The organism is Scytonema sp. PCC 10023 (assembly GCF_963920835.1).
GTDB lineage: Bacteria > Cyanobacteriota > Cyanobacteriia > Cyanobacteriales > Nostocaceae > Kalymmatonema.
Map to the genome: position 1 here is coordinate 15,114 of NZ_CAWUDP010000107.1, position 16,911 is coordinate 32,024.

At 43.2% G+C, this 16,911-nt stretch carries 14 protein-coding genes; 10 read left to right on the top strand and 4 right to left on the bottom strand.

Features of this window, described 5'->3' with window-relative positions:
- Positions 1 to 25: 25 nt before the first annotated feature.
- Entirely contained in the window at positions 26 to 400 is a 375-nt protein-coding gene (gene folB, locus ACM0OZ_RS39645) for a dihydroneopterin aldolase (RefSeq protein WP_414588351.1), read from the bottom strand.
- Between the two features lie 155 nt (positions 401 to 555).
- On the opposite strand from folB, the gene menD reads away from it, so the two are divergent.
- Entirely contained in the window at positions 556 to 2,430 is a 1,875-nt protein-coding gene (gene menD / locus ACM0OZ_RS39650) for a 2-succinyl-5-enolpyruvyl-6-hydroxy-3-cyclohexene-1-carboxylic-acid synthase (protein ID WP_414588352.1), read from the top strand.
- Between the two features lie 414 nt (positions 2,431 to 2,844).
- Here the strand turns inward: menD and ACM0OZ_RS39655 are convergent, their stop codons facing one another.
- Positions 2,845 to 4,941, bottom strand: coding sequence for a S8 family serine peptidase (locus ACM0OZ_RS39655; RefSeq protein WP_414588353.1), 2,097 nt, complete (start codon positions 4,939 to 4,941; stop codon positions 2,845 to 2,847).
- 428 nt (positions 4,942 to 5,369) lie between these two features.
- Between ACM0OZ_RS39655 and ACM0OZ_RS39660 the strand changes: the two genes are divergently transcribed.
- The 4 genes from ACM0OZ_RS39660 to ACM0OZ_RS39675 all read left to right on the top strand — a co-directional run bounded on the left by ACM0OZ_RS39660 (position 5,370) and on the right by ACM0OZ_RS39675 (position 10,470).
- On the top strand, positions 5,370 to 6,164 hold the full coding sequence (locus ACM0OZ_RS39660) for a TIGR00297 family protein (RefSeq protein WP_414588354.1): 795 nt from the start codon (positions 5,370 to 5,372) through the stop codon (positions 6,162 to 6,164).
- A gap of 188 nt (positions 6,165 to 6,352) precedes the next feature.
- Positions 6,353 to 7,111 carry a peptidylprolyl isomerase gene (locus tag ACM0OZ_RS39665; protein ID WP_414588355.1) on the top strand — a complete coding sequence of 253 codons (759 nt, stop codon included), beginning with the start codon at positions 6,353 to 6,355 and terminating at the stop codon, positions 7,109 to 7,111.
- Positions 7,060 to 9,756: a type I secretion system permease/ATPase gene (locus ACM0OZ_RS39670; protein WP_414588356.1), complete on the top strand. Its 2,697-nt coding sequence runs from the start codon at positions 7,060 to 7,062 to the stop codon at positions 9,754 to 9,756. The genes ACM0OZ_RS39665 and ACM0OZ_RS39670 overlap by 52 nt, the downstream gene beginning before the upstream one ends.
- A gap of 282 nt (positions 9,757 to 10,038) precedes the next feature.
- A complete protein-coding gene (locus tag ACM0OZ_RS39675; protein WP_414588357.1) occupies positions 10,039 to 10,470 on the top strand; it encodes a VOC family protein in 432 nt (143 codons plus the stop codon).
- A 27-nt stretch (positions 10,471 to 10,497) separates the two neighbouring features.
- Here the strand turns inward: ACM0OZ_RS39675 and ACM0OZ_RS39680 are convergent, their stop codons facing one another.
- A complete protein-coding gene (locus ACM0OZ_RS39680; RefSeq protein ID WP_414588358.1) occupies positions 10,498 to 11,193 on the bottom strand; it encodes a lipase family alpha/beta hydrolase in 696 nt (231 codons plus the stop codon).
- Between the two features lie 531 nt (positions 11,194 to 11,724).
- Between ACM0OZ_RS39680 and ACM0OZ_RS39685 the strand changes: the two genes are divergently transcribed.
- Complete coding sequence (locus tag ACM0OZ_RS39685) at positions 11,725 to 12,348, top strand: hypothetical protein (protein ID WP_414588359.1); 624 nt, start codon at positions 11,725 to 11,727, stop codon at positions 12,346 to 12,348.
- A 152-nt stretch (positions 12,349 to 12,500) separates the two neighbouring features.
- On the opposite strand, the gene ACM0OZ_RS39690 is transcribed toward ACM0OZ_RS39685, so the two are convergent.
- Complete coding sequence (locus ACM0OZ_RS39690; RefSeq protein WP_414588360.1) at positions 12,501 to 13,259, bottom strand: 16S rRNA (uracil(1498)-N(3))-methyltransferase; 759 nt, start codon at positions 13,257 to 13,259, stop codon at positions 12,501 to 12,503.
- 89 nt (positions 13,260 to 13,348) lie between these two features.
- On the opposite strand from ACM0OZ_RS39690, the gene ACM0OZ_RS39695 reads away from it, so the two are divergent.
- The 4 genes from ACM0OZ_RS39695 to ACM0OZ_RS39710 form a co-directional block, all read left to right on the top strand.
- Positions 13,349 to 14,485, top strand: coding sequence for a C45 family autoproteolytic acyltransferase/hydolase (locus ACM0OZ_RS39695; protein WP_414588362.1), 1,137 nt, complete (start codon positions 13,349 to 13,351; stop codon positions 14,483 to 14,485).
- A gap of 59 nt (positions 14,486 to 14,544) precedes the next feature.
- The gene (locus ACM0OZ_RS39700) at positions 14,545 to 15,684 is read left to right on the top strand and encodes an FAD-dependent oxidoreductase (protein WP_414588363.1); all 1,140 of its coding nucleotides are present in this window, start codon (positions 14,545 to 14,547) and stop codon (positions 15,682 to 15,684) included.
- Between the two features lie 127 nt (positions 15,685 to 15,811).
- On the top strand, positions 15,812 to 15,988 hold the full coding sequence (locus tag ACM0OZ_RS39705; protein ID WP_414588364.1) for a hypothetical protein: 177 nt from the start codon (positions 15,812 to 15,814) through the stop codon (positions 15,986 to 15,988).
- A gap of 276 nt (positions 15,989 to 16,264) precedes the next feature.
- On the top strand, positions 16,265 to 16,911 hold a 647-nt coding region (locus tag ACM0OZ_RS39710; RefSeq protein WP_414588365.1), incomplete at its 3' end, for a hypothetical protein.

Consider the following 16,911-nt stretch of genomic DNA (forward strand, 5'->3'; position numbering starts at 1 on the left):
AGCAAGCGAATATTAATCCTGGGCTTCAGGCGTTAGGCTTAGACTTAGTTTTAGTCAGTTCAATGCTGATTTCGCCACCAAAGTCTGGGATGGGTGCAGCAGGTTTACTCAAAACAACTTGAACTTGTACCACGCGATCGCTTGACGCCAAAATAGAATCTGCAATGGTGGCTGCTAACCGTTCCACCAAAGAAAACTTTGATGTCTTCAGCAGATTTTGCACCAAGCTGATGACACAACGGTAATCGAGAGTATCTTCTATCGCGTCGGTTTCAGCAGCTTTTGAGAGATCCAGCCATAACCTCAGATCCACCTCAAACCATTGTCCTAGCACCTGTTCCTCTTGCAGATACCCAGTGTAGCCATAGCCGCGAATTTTCGTTAAATGAATGCAGTCCATAAAAATAGTCCCGAGTGAGTACTTTTAGTATTTAGCAACGCCTTGAATTTCCTGATTCATCTACGATAAGAAAGTTGGTTGAAATATACCAGAGAATGCGGTCAACACCCATATCTCAGAACTCAAGACTTAGAACTTTTGGACTTTCAAGGTTGATGACAATTGATTTTAGAAACATTAATACTGTATGGGCGTCGATTGCAGCCGAGACATTAAAGCGCCTTGGATTGACTTGTGTCGTGATTTGTCCGGGTTCCCGTTCCACACCTCTAGCAGTCGCCTTTGCCCAACAATCACCGGATATTCAAGCGATTTCGATTCTTGATGAACGTTCTGCTGCCTTTTTTGCCTTGGGTCAAGCCAAAGCAACCGGACGCCCCACGGTCGTTGTTTGCACCTCTGGAACAGCGGGAGCGAATTTTTACCCAGCGGTGATAGAAGCTAAAGAAAGTCGTATACCTCTGCTGCTGTTTACCACTGATAGACCAGCAGAATTGCGAGATTGCCACTCTGGACAAACTATAGACCAGTTAAAATTATACGGCAATTACCCAAACTGGCAAACAGAGTTAGCTATTCCGTCCGTGGAGATGGGAATGCTGGCTTATTTGCGGCAAATGATGATTCATGCGTGGGAACGTTCACAAACTTCTGTACCTGGACCAGTACATCTCAATTTTCCCTTTCGCGACCCCCTTGCACCCATCTCTAATGGAGAGGAGTTGCAGACAACGTCTTTACAATTGTTACAGTCTGAATTTGACCTAGAAGACTTCTTTTCTCATATAACAACCATCACCGCATCTGCCCATGTGCCGATCTCCTCACCTCCCTTTTTGGAAGAGTGGTTAAAATCTGATCGAGGAATCATCATTGCTGGTGTTGCCCAACCGCAAAGACCACAGGAATATTGTAGTGCGATCGCTCAACTCTCCAAAACCTTAAAATTCCCAGTTTTAGCAGAGGGACTCTCTCCAGTGCGAAACTACGCTGATCTCAATCCTCATATTATTTCCACCTATGACCTCATTTTGCGGAATCAGGAATTGGCAAAACAGCTAGCACCAGACGTGGTCATTCAAATTGGAGAATTGCCCACCAGTAAAGAATTACGTAACTGGTTAACTTCCACCCAAGCGCGACGCTGGATCATTGATCCGAGTGACCAAAACCTCGACCCTCTCCACGGGAGAACAACTCACCTGCGGATAAGTATAGAAGAATTGAGCAGATGGGGACAAATCAATTCAAAATTCAAAATTCAAAATTCAAAATTAGGAGTTTCTCCCTCATCCCCCTCATCCCCCTCACTCCCTCCCTCCCTCCCTCCCTCATCTCCCTCATCCCCCTCATCTCCCGAGTATCTTCAACTGTGGTGTGCAATAGAAGCAAAAGTTAGGGCAGCTGTTGACCAAACACTGACAACAACAGAGGAGTTATTTGAAGGCAAAGCTGCTTGGTTACTTTCTCAGACTTTACCACCAAAAACACCCATTTTTATTGCCAACAGTATGCCAGTGCGGGATGTTGAATTTTTCTGGAAACCAAGTCATTCAGAAGTGCAACCCTTTTTCAACCGAGGTGCGAATGGCATTGATGGCACATTGTCCACCGCTTTGGGAATTGCCCATCGCCATCAAAGCAGTGTGATGTTGACAGGTGATTTAGCCTTATTGCACGACACCAATGGATTTTTAATCAGAAATAAGTTTGTCGGACATCTCACCATTGTGTTAATTAACAACAATGGTGGTGGAATTTTTGAAATGTTACCCATTTCCAAATTTGACCCACCATTTGAAGAATTTTTTGCAACTCCGCAAGATATTGATTTTGCTCAATTATGTGCCACTTATGGTGTTGAATATGAATTGATGACCTCTTGGAAGCACTTGGTTTCAAGATTAAACCCACTTCCAACTCAGGGAATTCGGGTTTTAGAGTTGCGGACAAATCGCAAAGCAGATGCCAAATGGCGCAGGGAGAATTTAGGGAAATTTTCACGCTCGTTAATGACCAATTACCCCTAGTTTATTTGTAGATTACATTTTGGTTGCGAGAGAGCGCTTTTCACATGATTAGACCACAAATCGTAGGGTGGGCATTGCCTATAAAAGCTTATGTGATAGACATTTGAGATATTGGTGAGCAATGCCCACCGTAATTCTGAAAACCGCTTTAAGAAAGCAGCTATTTCGTTCGTCTGAAGGCAGCTATGTGACCCGAAGCATAAATGCGTAAGCGCAAAGCGCAGGCTCCTTCATGTGCGAAGCGTCTCCTTAAGGAGAGGGATTTGATAAAGTTTGCACTCTATTATTTTTCGACCTACTTAAAAGCACGGGCTGTCTTACCGTATGGCAGAGCACAGAGAAGTTATAATTGTATAAACTATTACAAGTATAACTTCTGCACCCGGCAGTATGCCTCATGCCTTTCTTCGGTAATTATGCTACACCCTGTGCAAGAGCCTTTGCTCTCCTGACAGCTGCATCGGCATTAATAAACCCGTAACCGTACTCTGTATCATAGCCCGCTGCACCCAAATCGTAAGCTGTTTGTGACAGAACTGACTTGATCTGGGTAGCAGTGAGATTTGAATTAGCACTCCATACTAATGAAGCAACTCCTGTCACGTTTGCCACTGCTGCTGAAGTGCCACTCAAACTGTTATCATAGCCGAACGCAAAAGCATTAGAGGACTTGGTAGCATTGGTTGTGAGAAACTCAGATGGTGCCATTAAAGTCAGACCATCTCCTTTGCTGGAACTCCACCATCCTTTGTCTTTGTAGGAGATGCGTTGTCCGGGTGTTTTTGGATTGCCATACCAATCTTTAAGTCCCCAAGAAGCACCTACCGCTACGACATTGCCATACTTGTTCGCTAAGTCGGCAGGGCTTTCAAGACTATTGCCGTCGCTATTTCCGCCGGCAATCACAAACAAGGCTGTATTTTGGTTATTAGCAATCAGCTGCTCAAATTGCGGTGAACTACCACCAGTCAAACTTAGGTTGACTACCAAACGCTGATTTTTACTATTTGCCTGATTAATCAATGTTTGTGTAGCACTCACCAAATCGTAATCTCCAGCGTCACCACCCATAACATCGATATGGAAAACATCAGAATTCCAGTTGATACCACTCATTCCTACGCCATTATTACTAGCAGCAGCAATTACCCCTTCAACTGAAGTACCGTGTGCGGTGGAGTTAGTCATTTCATCCAAGTAGTTGTTACTTAAAAAATTGGTGGAACGTAAATCGGGGTGAAGATTACCTCCATTGGCAGCTAAGCCTGTATCCTCAATTCCCACAAGCACGTTGGTGGAACCAGTCGTGAAACGCCATGCATTTTGAACACCCATCATGTGTAGGTTCCATTGTTGTCCAAACATGGGGTCATTGGGTGTCACTGATAAGTTAATTGTTTTGTCTGCAAATTTAATGGCTTCAATGCCCTCAAACAAAATTTCTTTGCCGTCACTGAATGTTATAGAATCAAATACGCGATTACCATTGCCTGGGTTGTAGACAACACCACCTGTGGACTCTACTAATTTGATAGTGGCGTTTGCAGAAGAACATGCGGATACATCCAGTAAGTCTCGCGCTCCACTACCAAAGTCAACGTTGCCATTGCCAGAGTATACTGTCCGATTGTATACAGACTGGTAAGCAAAGGTATCTGCCCGGAGAGTTCCCTTAATATAAGATGTCGTGCTATCAAGGGGTAAAGGTGTACTGGAAGAAGCAGGAATCGGCTGCTGTGTGCCACCAGAAGCCAGAGATGATATGTCAACAGAAGTAGGAGTCGGTGGTAAAACATCACCAGATACAGGGGTTGCTGACAAACTTAGGTTATAGAAAGTTTCACTGCCCTCGTATGGGTTAACTTGTACATAGTAAATTCCCGCATCTAAAGTGCGATTTATTGATTCATTTGTCGTACCGAAGTTAACGAAACTTGCAAGCGTATTGCCGTTAACGTCTAGTAATCGCACATTTGCATTATCACTCACCTCAGTGAGTCCTAATTTGAAGTCACTGGTGGTCTTTAGGCGAAATTTGTAGTAGTCGTTCGTGTCTGATAGACCTACCCAATCACTGTAGTTTTTAGTTTGGGAATTAACAGTAACATTACGGGCAGCCTGGAAGGAATCTCCAGCATTGTCAATAGGCGTTGCCGAAACAGCCAATTTATAGTTAGTTTCTAAGCTTTCATCAATATAGACTTGGATGTAATAAGAGCCTGCATCTAAGGTTTTACTAATTGATTCAGCATTTGTGGTACTAAAAATAGAACCATTTATGACTTCACTGTCATCTACCACACCATTACCATTTGCATCTTGAATCAAATCTGCGTGTGCATTTTTGCTGGAATCTTCCAGAACAAGGTCAAAACTGCTACGACCATTCAGGGTAAAGCTGTAGAAATTGCTATGACTGGTACTTAATGTGTCGCTAAATATTTGAGGACTTATAGCAGTATTTAAGTTTTTAGCAGTCTCTAGAAACCTTCTAGGAACAGTTTCTAACATACGTTAATGGGTATATGCACAGTATATATTACATCAACATTAATATCGAGTTTCTCTAAATAAAAAAAAATAGCTTTGTATATTAGTTTACTAAAAAACAGGAAAAATTTACTGAATCTTCATAGTTATGCTTCTGTTCTGGATAAATTAGGGTAGAACGGTAAAAAGCCTATCCTTGTCGCCATCTCTATAAAATATTTATTTTTGAATCTTATCCTGCCCTATCTACGATCAGTTATCGTCTCTTGAGGAAATTGCAAGAACTAAGATGCGTGTTCAAAGAAAGACAAAGAGTAATCTAGAATACCATAAGGCTAAATATTTCTTACACAACTGGGGGGTTGCGCTCAGCAATCACATCTGTTCTAAATTAGTTATTCTATTGGTACTTTGGCAAAAAAACTCGCAATAAAGATGAGTGGCTTATAATGTTCTCTTCCATTAATTCTCTGAATCCTTGGCTAGTTGGAGTAGCATTGAACTCTATCTTGGTGGTTGTGGCTTGGATTGTCCCCAAAAAGTTGCTCACTCCAGCTGGATTATTCCACGGTTGGTTACTTGGCGTCCTAATTTGGGGAACACTAGGATGGCAGGGATACATAGTAGTCATGTTCTATTTTCTTGTTGGTTCTTTGATTACCCGCGTAGGTATGGCGCAGAAAGAAGCAGAAGGCATTGCAGAAAAGCGTTCTGGTGCTAGAGGTCCAGAAAATGTCTGGGGTTCTGCTTTAACTGCGGCTTTGTGTGCGTTGGGAGTATGGGCGATAAGTTTGGGAATCTTTCCTACGTCTCAAACGCTACACCCTATGCCCTACACCTTATTGTTGCTCGGCTATGTGGCGAGTTTTAGTACAAAGCTTTCTGACACCTGTGCTAGCGAAGTGGGTAAGGCTTATGGTAGAAGTACTTTTCTGATTACCACACTGCAACCAGTACCACGGGGAACGGAAGGAGCGGTCAGCTTAGAGGGAACTTTAGCGGGTGCTGTAGCGTCACTTGCTCTAGCACTCCTTGCTTGGGGAGTAGGTTTGATAGATTTGTTTGGTGTCCTTTGGTGTGTTGTAGCAGCGTTCATTGCCACCAATTTAGAAAGTGTGATCGGAGCAACACTGCAATCTCGCTTTCACTGGCTCACTAATGAAGTGGTAAATATTTTCAACACATTGATCGGCGCTAGTACAGCAATTTTACTTGCCTGGATATGGGCAAATGTCATTGCCTAATTCTTTTTCTAAAATGTCGAGTCTTTTCTAGTAATTCCCTTAAGGTTTCGTTGTCACTCTCGCCTAAGACCGCTTAGGATTGTCCCACTATTTTTGCCTAAAATTGTCAATTAAAATGCAAATTTACTTTTTCAAAAGTTGTATGTTGTTTTTTTGTAGTTTTTTCTACTCATTAACTTTTTAAGTTTATGGAAATTTCATCATTTTTAACCATAGATGACCAACCAATTTCTTATAGGCAAGCAGTAAAATATTTGCAAGCCTCGGGAAAATTGGGACAATTCATTGGAGACATTCTGCGTCAGTACGTGATTGAACAAGAACTACGAACACGAGAAGATATATTTATTAGTCCTGCTTTGACCGAACAGACTATAATTGATTTTCGCCTAAAAAATCAGTTGACAGAACCTTCTAGGTTTCAAGAATGGCTACAGAGTAACGGGACGGATTATGATACATTTCACTCATCAGTTACTTACGGTTTTAAGATAGAAAAACTGAAAGCTATCGTTACAGAATCAAAGCTGCAAGAATACTTCATTGAGCGTAAAATTTATCTAGATAGAGTGGTACTCTCGCGAATTATTGTTGATAGCCAAGAACTCGCTGAAGAACTACAAACGCAAATCGAAGAAGGAGCAAACTTTGAACAACTTGCTCAAGAGTATTCGCTAGCAGATGACAAAATTGTCAACGGTATGATGGGACCAGTGAGTCGGGGAACAATGCCAGATACACTCAGGGCAGCTATTGATATCGCTCGTCCCGGACAATTAGTAGGACCAATAGAACTAGAAGGACGGTATGGATTGTTTCGTGTGGAACAATTTCTGTCAGCGTCATTAGAAGATACTCAACTAAGGCAAGCACTACAAAACGAGTTGTTTGAGAAATGGCTAGCAGAGAAAATCCAAAAACTAACGGTAAAATTGCAGGTGAATTAAAACTTTTAGGTGAGGAATCTTCAGAAAATAGTGTGCTAGCATCTCTACCTTGGAATCAACCACCACTGTGCTGGCTAACTCCTGAACAACAAAGCCGACTGCAACAGGTGTCAGAAACTCTTCGCTACAATTTAGGAGAAAAAATCTGGTCACAAGAAGCGGGAGGTTTTCAGTTCTTAATTGTTTCTGGAAAAGTCCGCTTGCGCGAAGAAAATGTCAGTAAGCCTTTGGCAACGCTACTCTCAGGAGATTGGTTCGGTGACTTAAACAGGTTTTCTGTCGAGTGCAAGGCTGTCGCTGCTAGTAAAGAAGTCGTCGTGGTGCGCACTACGACAGCAGTGTGGGCAGAACTTTCCACACCACAAATCGAAGGATTTTGGTTAGGTAGGGAAGAGGAGAGGGAGACAAGGGAGACAAGGGAGACAAGGGAGACAAGGGAGACAAGGGAGACAAGGGAGATGAGGGAGATGAGGGAGACAACTTCGTCCTCATCCTCCTCCTCACTCCCGAGTGGTGTGTCAACATACCCATTTGTTTCTAGTTGGAATACGGCGGCGGCGTGTTTAACAATGGTGGCGCAACAGTTAGATAATCCAGTGCAACTGGAATGGGTACAACGCCAAATTAGAGGACAGCGACCGAAACATCTTGTGGAAGCAGCCGAAAAGTTAGGATTTGTGCTGCGGCGGTTGCAAGTTACTTGGAATGAGTTGCGACAGTTATCATTTCCAGCTTTGTTGCGTTGGGAAGCATCAGAAGGGCGAGAGGGAAGTTGGGTGGTTGCGTATGCCCTTAAGGGCGATCGCCTGACTGTTGGCAATCCCTTAAATTCTAATCACACCTGTGAAAGCATACCACGCTCAGTCGTTGAAGCGACTTGGGATGGGCAGTTGTGGCAAGTAGAACTGATCAACAAGCAAGAAAAATTCAACCTCAATTGGTTCACTCCAGCAGTTTGGCAGTATCGAGGATTGTTGAGTGAAGTGCTGCTGGCGTCGTTTACATTGCAGCTTTTGGGGTTGGCAACACCACTAATTACACAAGTCGTTATTGATAAAGTGATGGTGCAGGAGAGTTTGCCAACTCTCGATGTTATGGCGATCGCACTCCTGTTTACAGCAATATTCGAGGCAGTTCTTGGTATCCTGCGACTTTTTATTTTTACCCATACCGCCCGTCGCTTAGATTTAAGTTTATCAGCACAGCTGTTTCGCCACCTGATGCGCTTACCCTTGGCTTATTTTGAGTCTCGACGGGTAGGAGATACAGTTGCACGAGTTCAGGAACTCGAACAAATCCGTCAATTTCTCACAGGTACAGCGTTAACTGTGGTTTTGGACAGCATCTTTGCTGTGGTGTACCTGGGATTGATGTTTTACTACAACATCCCCCTGACTTTTGTGGGGTTAGCAGTCTTGCCTTTGTTTGCCATTCTGACGCTGATAGCAACGCCAATTCTGCGCAACTGGCTGAACGAAACTTTTAACCGTAGTGCAGATAGTCAATCATTTCTTGTCGAAACAATCACAGGAATTCATTCAGTTAAAGCACATACAGCAGAACCAGCCGCACGCGATCGCTGGGAAGGTTTGTTTGCTCGCTTTGTCCGCACAGGTTTCAAAGCCTCTACCACCTCAAACATTAGCAGCAATATCGCTGACTTCCTCACCAAATTTTCCAGCTTACTGATTCTTTGGTTTGGAGCCAAGCTTGTTATTGAGCAGGAACTGACTATCGGTCAATTAGTCGCCTTCCAGATGCTTTCTGGTAGAGTCACAGCACCACTTTTACGCCTAGTGCAGCTTTGGCAAAATTTACAACAAGTGCTGCTTTCTGTAGACCGCATTGGTGATATTCTCAACGTTGCCCCAGAAACTGAACCAGGAACTGGTTTAGTTTTACCATCCCTCAAAGGTCAAGTCACCTTTGATCAAGTTTTCTTCCGCTACCGACAAAGTACTGAACCTGTCTTGCGAGGAATTTCTTTCTCTGTGCAACCAGGGCAGTTTGTCGGTATTGTTGGACGCAGTGGTTCTGGAAAAAGTACCCTTTCTAAATTATTGCAACGCCTTTATCAAATTGAATCAGGACGCATCCTGATTGATGGTTTTGATATCAAAAGCGCTGATTTAGCCTCACTACGTCAACAAATTGGTGTTGTTCTCCAAGAAGACTTTTTATTCAACGGTTCTATCTTGGAGAACATCACGCTTGGTAATCCCGACATCACTGCAGAACAAGTCGTAGAAGCTGCAAGATGTGCCGTTGCCCACGATTTTATCAGTGAATTACCCCACGGTTACGAAACCAATGTCGGAGAACGCGGTACAGCTTTATCTGGCGGACAACGCCAACGCATCGCCTTGGCGCGATTATTTCTCTCGCAAGCACCGATTTTAATTTTAGATGAAGCAACCAGTGCTTTAGATAGCGAAACCGAACAGCAAGTTCTAGAAAACCTCCAAAAAATTTCCGCCAACCGCACCGTGTTTCTCATCGCCCACCGTTTTGCCCCCCTCAAGCGTGCTGATTTGATTTTGGTGCTAGAAAAAGGTGTTCTCGCTGAACGGGGAAGCCATGCAGATCTGTTGCGACAAAAAGGTTTGTACTGGTCACTTTATCAAAGGCAGCAGGCAAACATCTGATATTCAGTAGACTTCTTGCAAAAGTTTACGATGGAGTGGATATGAAACCGCAGCCTGTAGCAGTTAAACGCAGATGAAAACAGACAATAATTGACTTATGCACTCTTGTTTAGTATTAGACTTCTTGCATTCATTCCAAAAAAAAGAATCATCTGTGGTTTTTTTTCATAAAATTAACTGTTACTAGTACAAACACAAATAGAACTCGCATTTCACACAAACTAACGGATGAAGAAAATACATTGTAGATAAGATCAATCGCCAGCCTTCGAGACACAAGCAATGAACCAAACTTTATTTCATCTTGCCTTTCCCGTCACAGACATTGCCCAAACAAAAGCATACTATGTGGATGGTTTGGGCTGTACTTCTGGACGGGAAAACCGCAACGCCCTAATTCTCAATCTCTACGATCATCAACTAGTAGCACACGTTACAAAAGAACCACTCACACCACAACGCGGTATCTATCCCAGACACTTTGGGCTCATTTTTACCTCAGAAAACGACTGGGAGGACTTACTCGCGAGGGCGCAACAGCGACAACTCCTTTTTAGAGAAGAAGCCAAACACCGCTTTGTTGATTCTCCCTTAGAACATCGCACTTTCTTTCTAGAAGACCCTTTTTATAACTTAATGGAATTTAAGTATTACCGTCACCCTGAAGCTATTTTCGGCAGTGCCGAGTATACGCAAATTGGTGACAGGGTTTAAGCTGTCACGCCTTTTCATTGCATATAGTCAAGAGACAGAATGCTTCTCAAGAGTGGGTTGTGTCTTTTTGAATTTTGTTCGCGTAGCGTGTCCGGAGGACATATTTTGAATTTTGAATTGCTTCACTGGGGTTGCCAACGCCTGTGCCACCGCAGCCAAACTTCTTGAATCTGTCAGCATCCAGGCGTGATTCAAAACTGGCACTATCACCTCGCGCCCCAGAGGCATTTGTGAACTACTTGCGGGGACAATCATCAAGTCATAAGGTGTCCAGATAGAGGTAAAATCTATCTGCTTTAACATACCAGCATCCCGATTCAAATCTTGTAGTAGAACACTGTCAGGACGCATTTGAATGCAACCTATACCATCACGGCAGTAAGCAATCCAAGTGCCATGATGCGGTGATGAGATGGTAATAAACCGCTGCACGCGATTGATTCCTCCCAATCGTTGGACGTAATAACGGCTGACGATACCTCCCATGCTGAAGCCCACTAAATCTATGGGTTGTTCTGGTTCAAAAGTGGCATCAATATAATCAGCGACTTGTTGAGCCAACGTGTCAAGACCCATATTGCCATTATTCGGCACTAAATCCAGATCATACACAGTCCAACCCCTCTGTTTCAGGTAGGGAATCATTTGATCGAAAACTCGACCTGTATCATAAATACCGTGTACTAATAACACGGGATTTCGCTGTTGTTTTACCTTATTCATGTACAAAATAATGTTGTGGCGGTTTTCAAGTCAGTAGAATATACGCCCTCATGCTTTGAATGTAGTATTCTATAATCTCCAGGCAGGGGCTAAACTGTATGAATCCCTATCAGGGATTGAAATCTATCTTTACCTAATTTAGTCGAGTGTCATTACCATTTGCCAAAAAGCTATGACACTCTCCCTACTGGCTTGAGCAACATCCCTCTTAAGACTGAATAGGTATTGTTAAAAGTATAAGTTAACTTTTGTTAAGCCTAGTCTTAAAATATTGCCCTAGGTTACAGTAAAATTTAATAATTAAGTCTGACTGTGTACAGGTGGCAAGTGCTGAGAGTAAAGAGTTAAGAGCATAAGTCGCTTGGTGTTAAAACAACTTTGTTGAGAAAAAAACCTATGAAGGCTGTCACGATCATTAGGTTGTACAGACGAATGGGTGGGTCAAGAATATCTTGATAAAAATTAAAAATATTCCGTGATTTTTTCAGGATTACGGTCATATTCCAGGTATAAGAGGCAGGAGAAATTGTAATGTTGGGTTTTATCAAAAATTTAATCGGTGGGGTTCTGAATTTCTTTATTGGGCTTTTCGGTGGCAAGAAAAGCGGTTACTACATGGAACTCGATGAAGCCGTCGAAGTAACGAAAGATGCAGCTAAACAAGCTGCATCGAAAGCTAAGGACGCGGTTGAATCAGTTGCATCGAGTGCTAAGGACGCGGCTGAATCAGTTGCATCGAGTGCGAAGAAAGCGGCTGAACCAGCAGTATCGAGTGCGAAGAAAGCGGTTGAACCAGCAGTATCGAAAGCTAAGGACGCGGCTGAACCAGTTGCAGTAAAAGCAGCAAGCAAGAACGGAACCAAAAACGGAACCAAGAACGGAACCAAGAACGGAACCAAGAACGGAACGAAAGATGCTCAATCTGCCGCCCAGCCAGAACCGGCTAAAGTTGAGCTAGTACAGACTGCAAATGGCGTTAAGCCTCAACCTGCTCAAAGCGAAAAAGCCAAAGCAGCAATTCAACAGCAGCCAGCTGAAACCACTTTTGCGCCAAAATATCTCGCCGTACCATCAAGTAGTAATGGTCGTCGGCGTCCTGGTGCGAACATGAGTTCTTACTTAGACATGGCACGTCAAGTAAAAACCCCTGGCTAACTTTGGTAAATAGCAAATAATAACTGGCAATTGTCCAGCTATTATTTAATAATTTTCAAGAAATTGTCGAGATGGGAGGTTTCCTGTCTCGACAATTTATTTGATAAGTAAGCTTACAGCAATTTTCACGCTTTTAGGCTATGCCAAGAAACCTAACCCCCAACCCCTTCCCTACAAGGGAAGGGGAGTAAGCTCTCCTTCGATTCTAACTGTGCTGCCACAATAGATAAGGCAACAATCGGGGCTGTCACTGCTCGCAAGATGCGACGACCAAGGGAAACTGGTTGAAATCCAGCATTAATAGCGGACTCCACTTCTTTTTCCGTCCATCCTCCCTCTGGTCCAGTGGCAATCATAATTTCAGATGTGGTAGAAACTTGATGAATTGCCTCTCTTAAATGAGGATAGCTGCCACGCGCCTCACAAATGTAACGGTGAGCAGTCGTTTCTGTGGCAAGACTAGTACTAAAAGAAACAGGTTCTAATATCGTAGGTACAAAAGCGCGTTCGGATTGCTCCGCAGCTTCTTGTGCAATACGTAACCAGCGTTCAAGTTTTTGAGGACTGGGATTGAGTAAAGTGCGATCGCTCACCACCGGAGCAATAACCGCTACTCCTAACTCAGTACAGCACCGTACTACATCATCAAATCCATTGCCTTTCGGCAAAGCTACCATCAGCGTAATTGATACAGGTAATTCGGATTCTACTGTCAGTGGTTCTAAAACCTGCGCTGTTTCTCCTTGTAACTGCGCCAGCCACCATTTGCCTTTGCCATCCATTGCAATAAAGCGATCGCCCTCGCGCAAACGCAAAACACGTCCTAGATAATGTTGTTGTTGAGGCGTGAGCAAGATTTGTTCTTGTTGGAGTTGGGAGGGTGCGATCGCGATTCGTTGCAGTTGTGACATTGGATTAAGGATAATAAAGGCGCTTGCTTTTTTTCTGAGCAGAGTTCTCAGTCCTGTTGTAAAAACTAATGTAGTGGGAGACGATTGTTGTGTCACCTCACCCTGATATAAGTAAAGATTCAACTGTTGAATTACTTACTGCTCAAGGTTTAAAGATTGTTCCCCCAAATCTTATTGAAGAACATCCTCAAGCAAAATTACCCTTAGTTCGTTTAACAGGTTCTCCAGAAGAGATAGGAGCAGAACACGGTACTAAGCTTTGCGATCGCATTGAAAAAGCTTTTGAACTTTACAGAACAAAACTTTTTTCCCAATGGACTGATGCTTCGCTTAAGGCGACTTCCTTAGCATTTTTTGAGCGGATTCAAGAATTTTCAGAGCCGTATGCTATTGAACTAAAAGCGATCGCATCTCACGCAAAGCGAGAACTGTGGGAAGTCGTCATGCTCATGTCCCGAACGGAAATACTTCGGTCTAGTACACCTAATGAATGTACCTCTCTTTACTTTAAAGAGAGCCGTATTCTAGGGCAAAATTGGGACTGGGTAGAAGAGTTTGAGAACTTAGCTGTCATCTTTGATGTTACACGACAAGATGGTTTCCGTTTTCTTGCCTTAGGAGAGCCAGGTTTTGTCAAAATTGGCTTAAACGCAGCGGGTGTTGGGGTTTGCCTCAACATTCTTAAATGTCAAGCCCCTACAGGAGGTATTCCTGTGCATATACTTTTGCGAAAGGTTTTAGACTCTACCTCACTAAATGAGGCGTATCATGTCATTAGTGCTGCTGAACGAGCAACGATGAGTAACATTCTTATCGCTGATGATTCGGGTAACTATTTTAATCTTGAACTTGCTGGAAACCAATTATTTGCTCTTAATTCAAATGAAGTGGAAGTGAACAATGTAGTGGTTCACACAAATGGATTTCTCACTTCAAAAGGGGAGAAGATTGATTTCCCCGAAGAAACTGAAAGTTCAGCGGCGCGAATTGTTCGAGCAAAGTCTCTAACATCCACTCAAGGGGGACGACATGAAGCTGATATGTTAAAGATTCTTCTTGATCAGGAAGGAAACTTACCCATATGTCGCCAGTCAGAGAAAAATATCTTTGATGGTCTCACCTATGGAACTGTATCAACGGTTGTGATGAATTTGAGGGAAAGAAAACTGATTTTCTCACAAGGTAATCCTCGTAACGGGACGTTTTCTTGTGTCTCAATTTGTTAATGGGGTACAGATCTGATAGGGAGTAACCAACTGACAAGTTTGTCGATTCAAAAAGAAAGATGCAAACAGCTAAGAAGATCATCATTATCGGCGGCGGAATTGGCGGTGCTGCGACTGCACTTGCTCTCCATAGAGCTCGTTTTGAACCAGTTGTCTATGAGCGAACAAAGGAATTGCGGGAGGTAGGGGCTGGTATTGCACTTTGGGCAAATGCGACACACATCCTAAAAAATTTAGGCTTGTTGGAGGAGGCGCTCCGCATTGGCTATCGAACAACAAACTACCAATTCAATTCCCAAAGCGGCAAGGAGTTGGTCAATATACCCGTTGATACTTTTGAGTTGCCTGTTATTGGCATTCATAGGGCTGAATTACATCAGCTATTGTGGCGTAATGTACCCCATGAAAAATTTGTTTTAGGACAAACCTTCCTTGGATTTGAGCAGGAAGAAGAGAAGGTTCGCGCTTACTTCAGTTCTGGCTTAACAGTCGAAGGGGATGCTTTAATCGGGGCTGATGGTTTGCGATCGCGCGTACGAGCCGCCCTCCTCGGTGATCAACCACCCATCTATCGCAATTTTAAGACTTGGCGTGGTCTAACAGATTACGTTCCCAGAGGATATCGTCCCGGCTACATTCAGGAGTTCTTGGGGCGTGGCAAAGGCTTCGGTTTCATGATGCTGGGCAAAGGGCGGATGTATTGGTACGCAGCAGCAACTGCACCCCTAGAACAGCTGGATACGCCAGTTGGTCGTAGAAAAGAGCTTGAAACCATGTTTCAAGATTGGTTTGCATCGGTTCCTGAGTTAATTACAACGACGGATGAAGCCAATATTCTGACAACAGATTTGTATGATCGTGTCCCGACTCAACCTTGGAGCAAGCAGAATATCACACTGCTGGGTGATGCTGCACATCCAATGCTGCCAACTATGGGACAGGGTGCATGTACAGCATTAGAAGATGCCTTTGTAGTCGCTAAGTGTCTCAAAGAGCAAGCAAATCCGACAGCTGCTTTCCAACAGTATGAGTCAGAGCGGTTTCTTCGCATGAAGTTGATCGTTGAGCAATCCTTGCGCGCAGGGAAAATGGGTGAATTGGATAATCCTTTTGGTGTGGCATTACGAAACATATTTATGAAGCTCATGAGTTCAACTATCAGCAACAACTTCAAGTCGCTTCATGCTTACAGAGCTTAATCACAAAACGTAAGGGCACAGCATACTCAAACGCACAAATACAGAAAAAACTATCGCAAATTAGCGTTGAATCTGGATATACACTACCAACTATTTGTACACCTTATGAACTAATAAGAGATTAAATATGTGGAATGATGAAATTTTAGAAGAAATTCATAAATATAGAGAAGAACATGCTAAGTCTTTTAACTACGACTTACACGCAATTGTTGAAGATTTACGAAGAAAACAAGCGGCTAGGGTCAAACAAATCATTTCAAAACCTCTTAAAGAGTCTAAAAAACCAATGCAATCAACTTAACTACCCGATTTTTTTATCGTGGTTGTTTTCTTGCTCAATTCTTTCTGTCGGCTGGATAGTGCCGAGACTTGTAGACGGTTGTAATGAATTTGAGGGAAAGAAAACTAATTTTCTCACAAGGTAATCCTCGTAATGAAACGTTTTCTTGTGTTTCAATATAAATCTACAAAATATACATAAAAACATCTATCTTTGGTCATAGATAACAGTTGTATGATTGAAATCGCGTTATGAGTGCGTAAGCTCTGATTCACCCGAAAAATAGGCAGCGTCACGATGGAAGACAGTGCAGAACAGTTGTTGACATTAGCGCGAGAAAAGTTCCGTCAGCTTACCGAAGTGGATGAGAAATTATTTCGTGCTGTGGTTGAAGGTAAAGCGGCTGAGTTTAGCAGCAACACTAAAGAACTCAACGATCTTGCCAAATCTGATGAGTGGAACCATGAGCGCACCTTGTCTGCTGACCGAATTATCTGGCTCTGTACGAATACAAAAGCGCGAGAACTGTTGACTTACCAGGGTATACATATTATTGGCGCAAAAGTTGAGGGAGAATTGGATCTGAGTTTTGCGACGATAGAGATTCCCCTCCATTTTATTTGGTGTGCTTTCTCAAACTCTATTTCTCTTGAGGAAGCCAGATTACGCTTTTTGAGCCTAGAAGGAACCCAAGTTGTCTCTATTGTTGCTGCTGGGATAAAGGTTGAGGGTTCTGTCGTTTTGAACAATGGCTTTGAGGCGAAAGGGGAAGTGGGACTGCTGGGAGCCTCTATTAGCGGTCAACTCAACTGCGTTGGAGGTCATTTCTTTAACGAGAAAGGATATGCCCTGAATGCCGAGAGCGCAAATATCACAGGTCATGTCCTCATGAGAAATGGCTTTGAGGCGAAAGGGGAAGTGCGACTGCTGGGAGCCTCTATTGG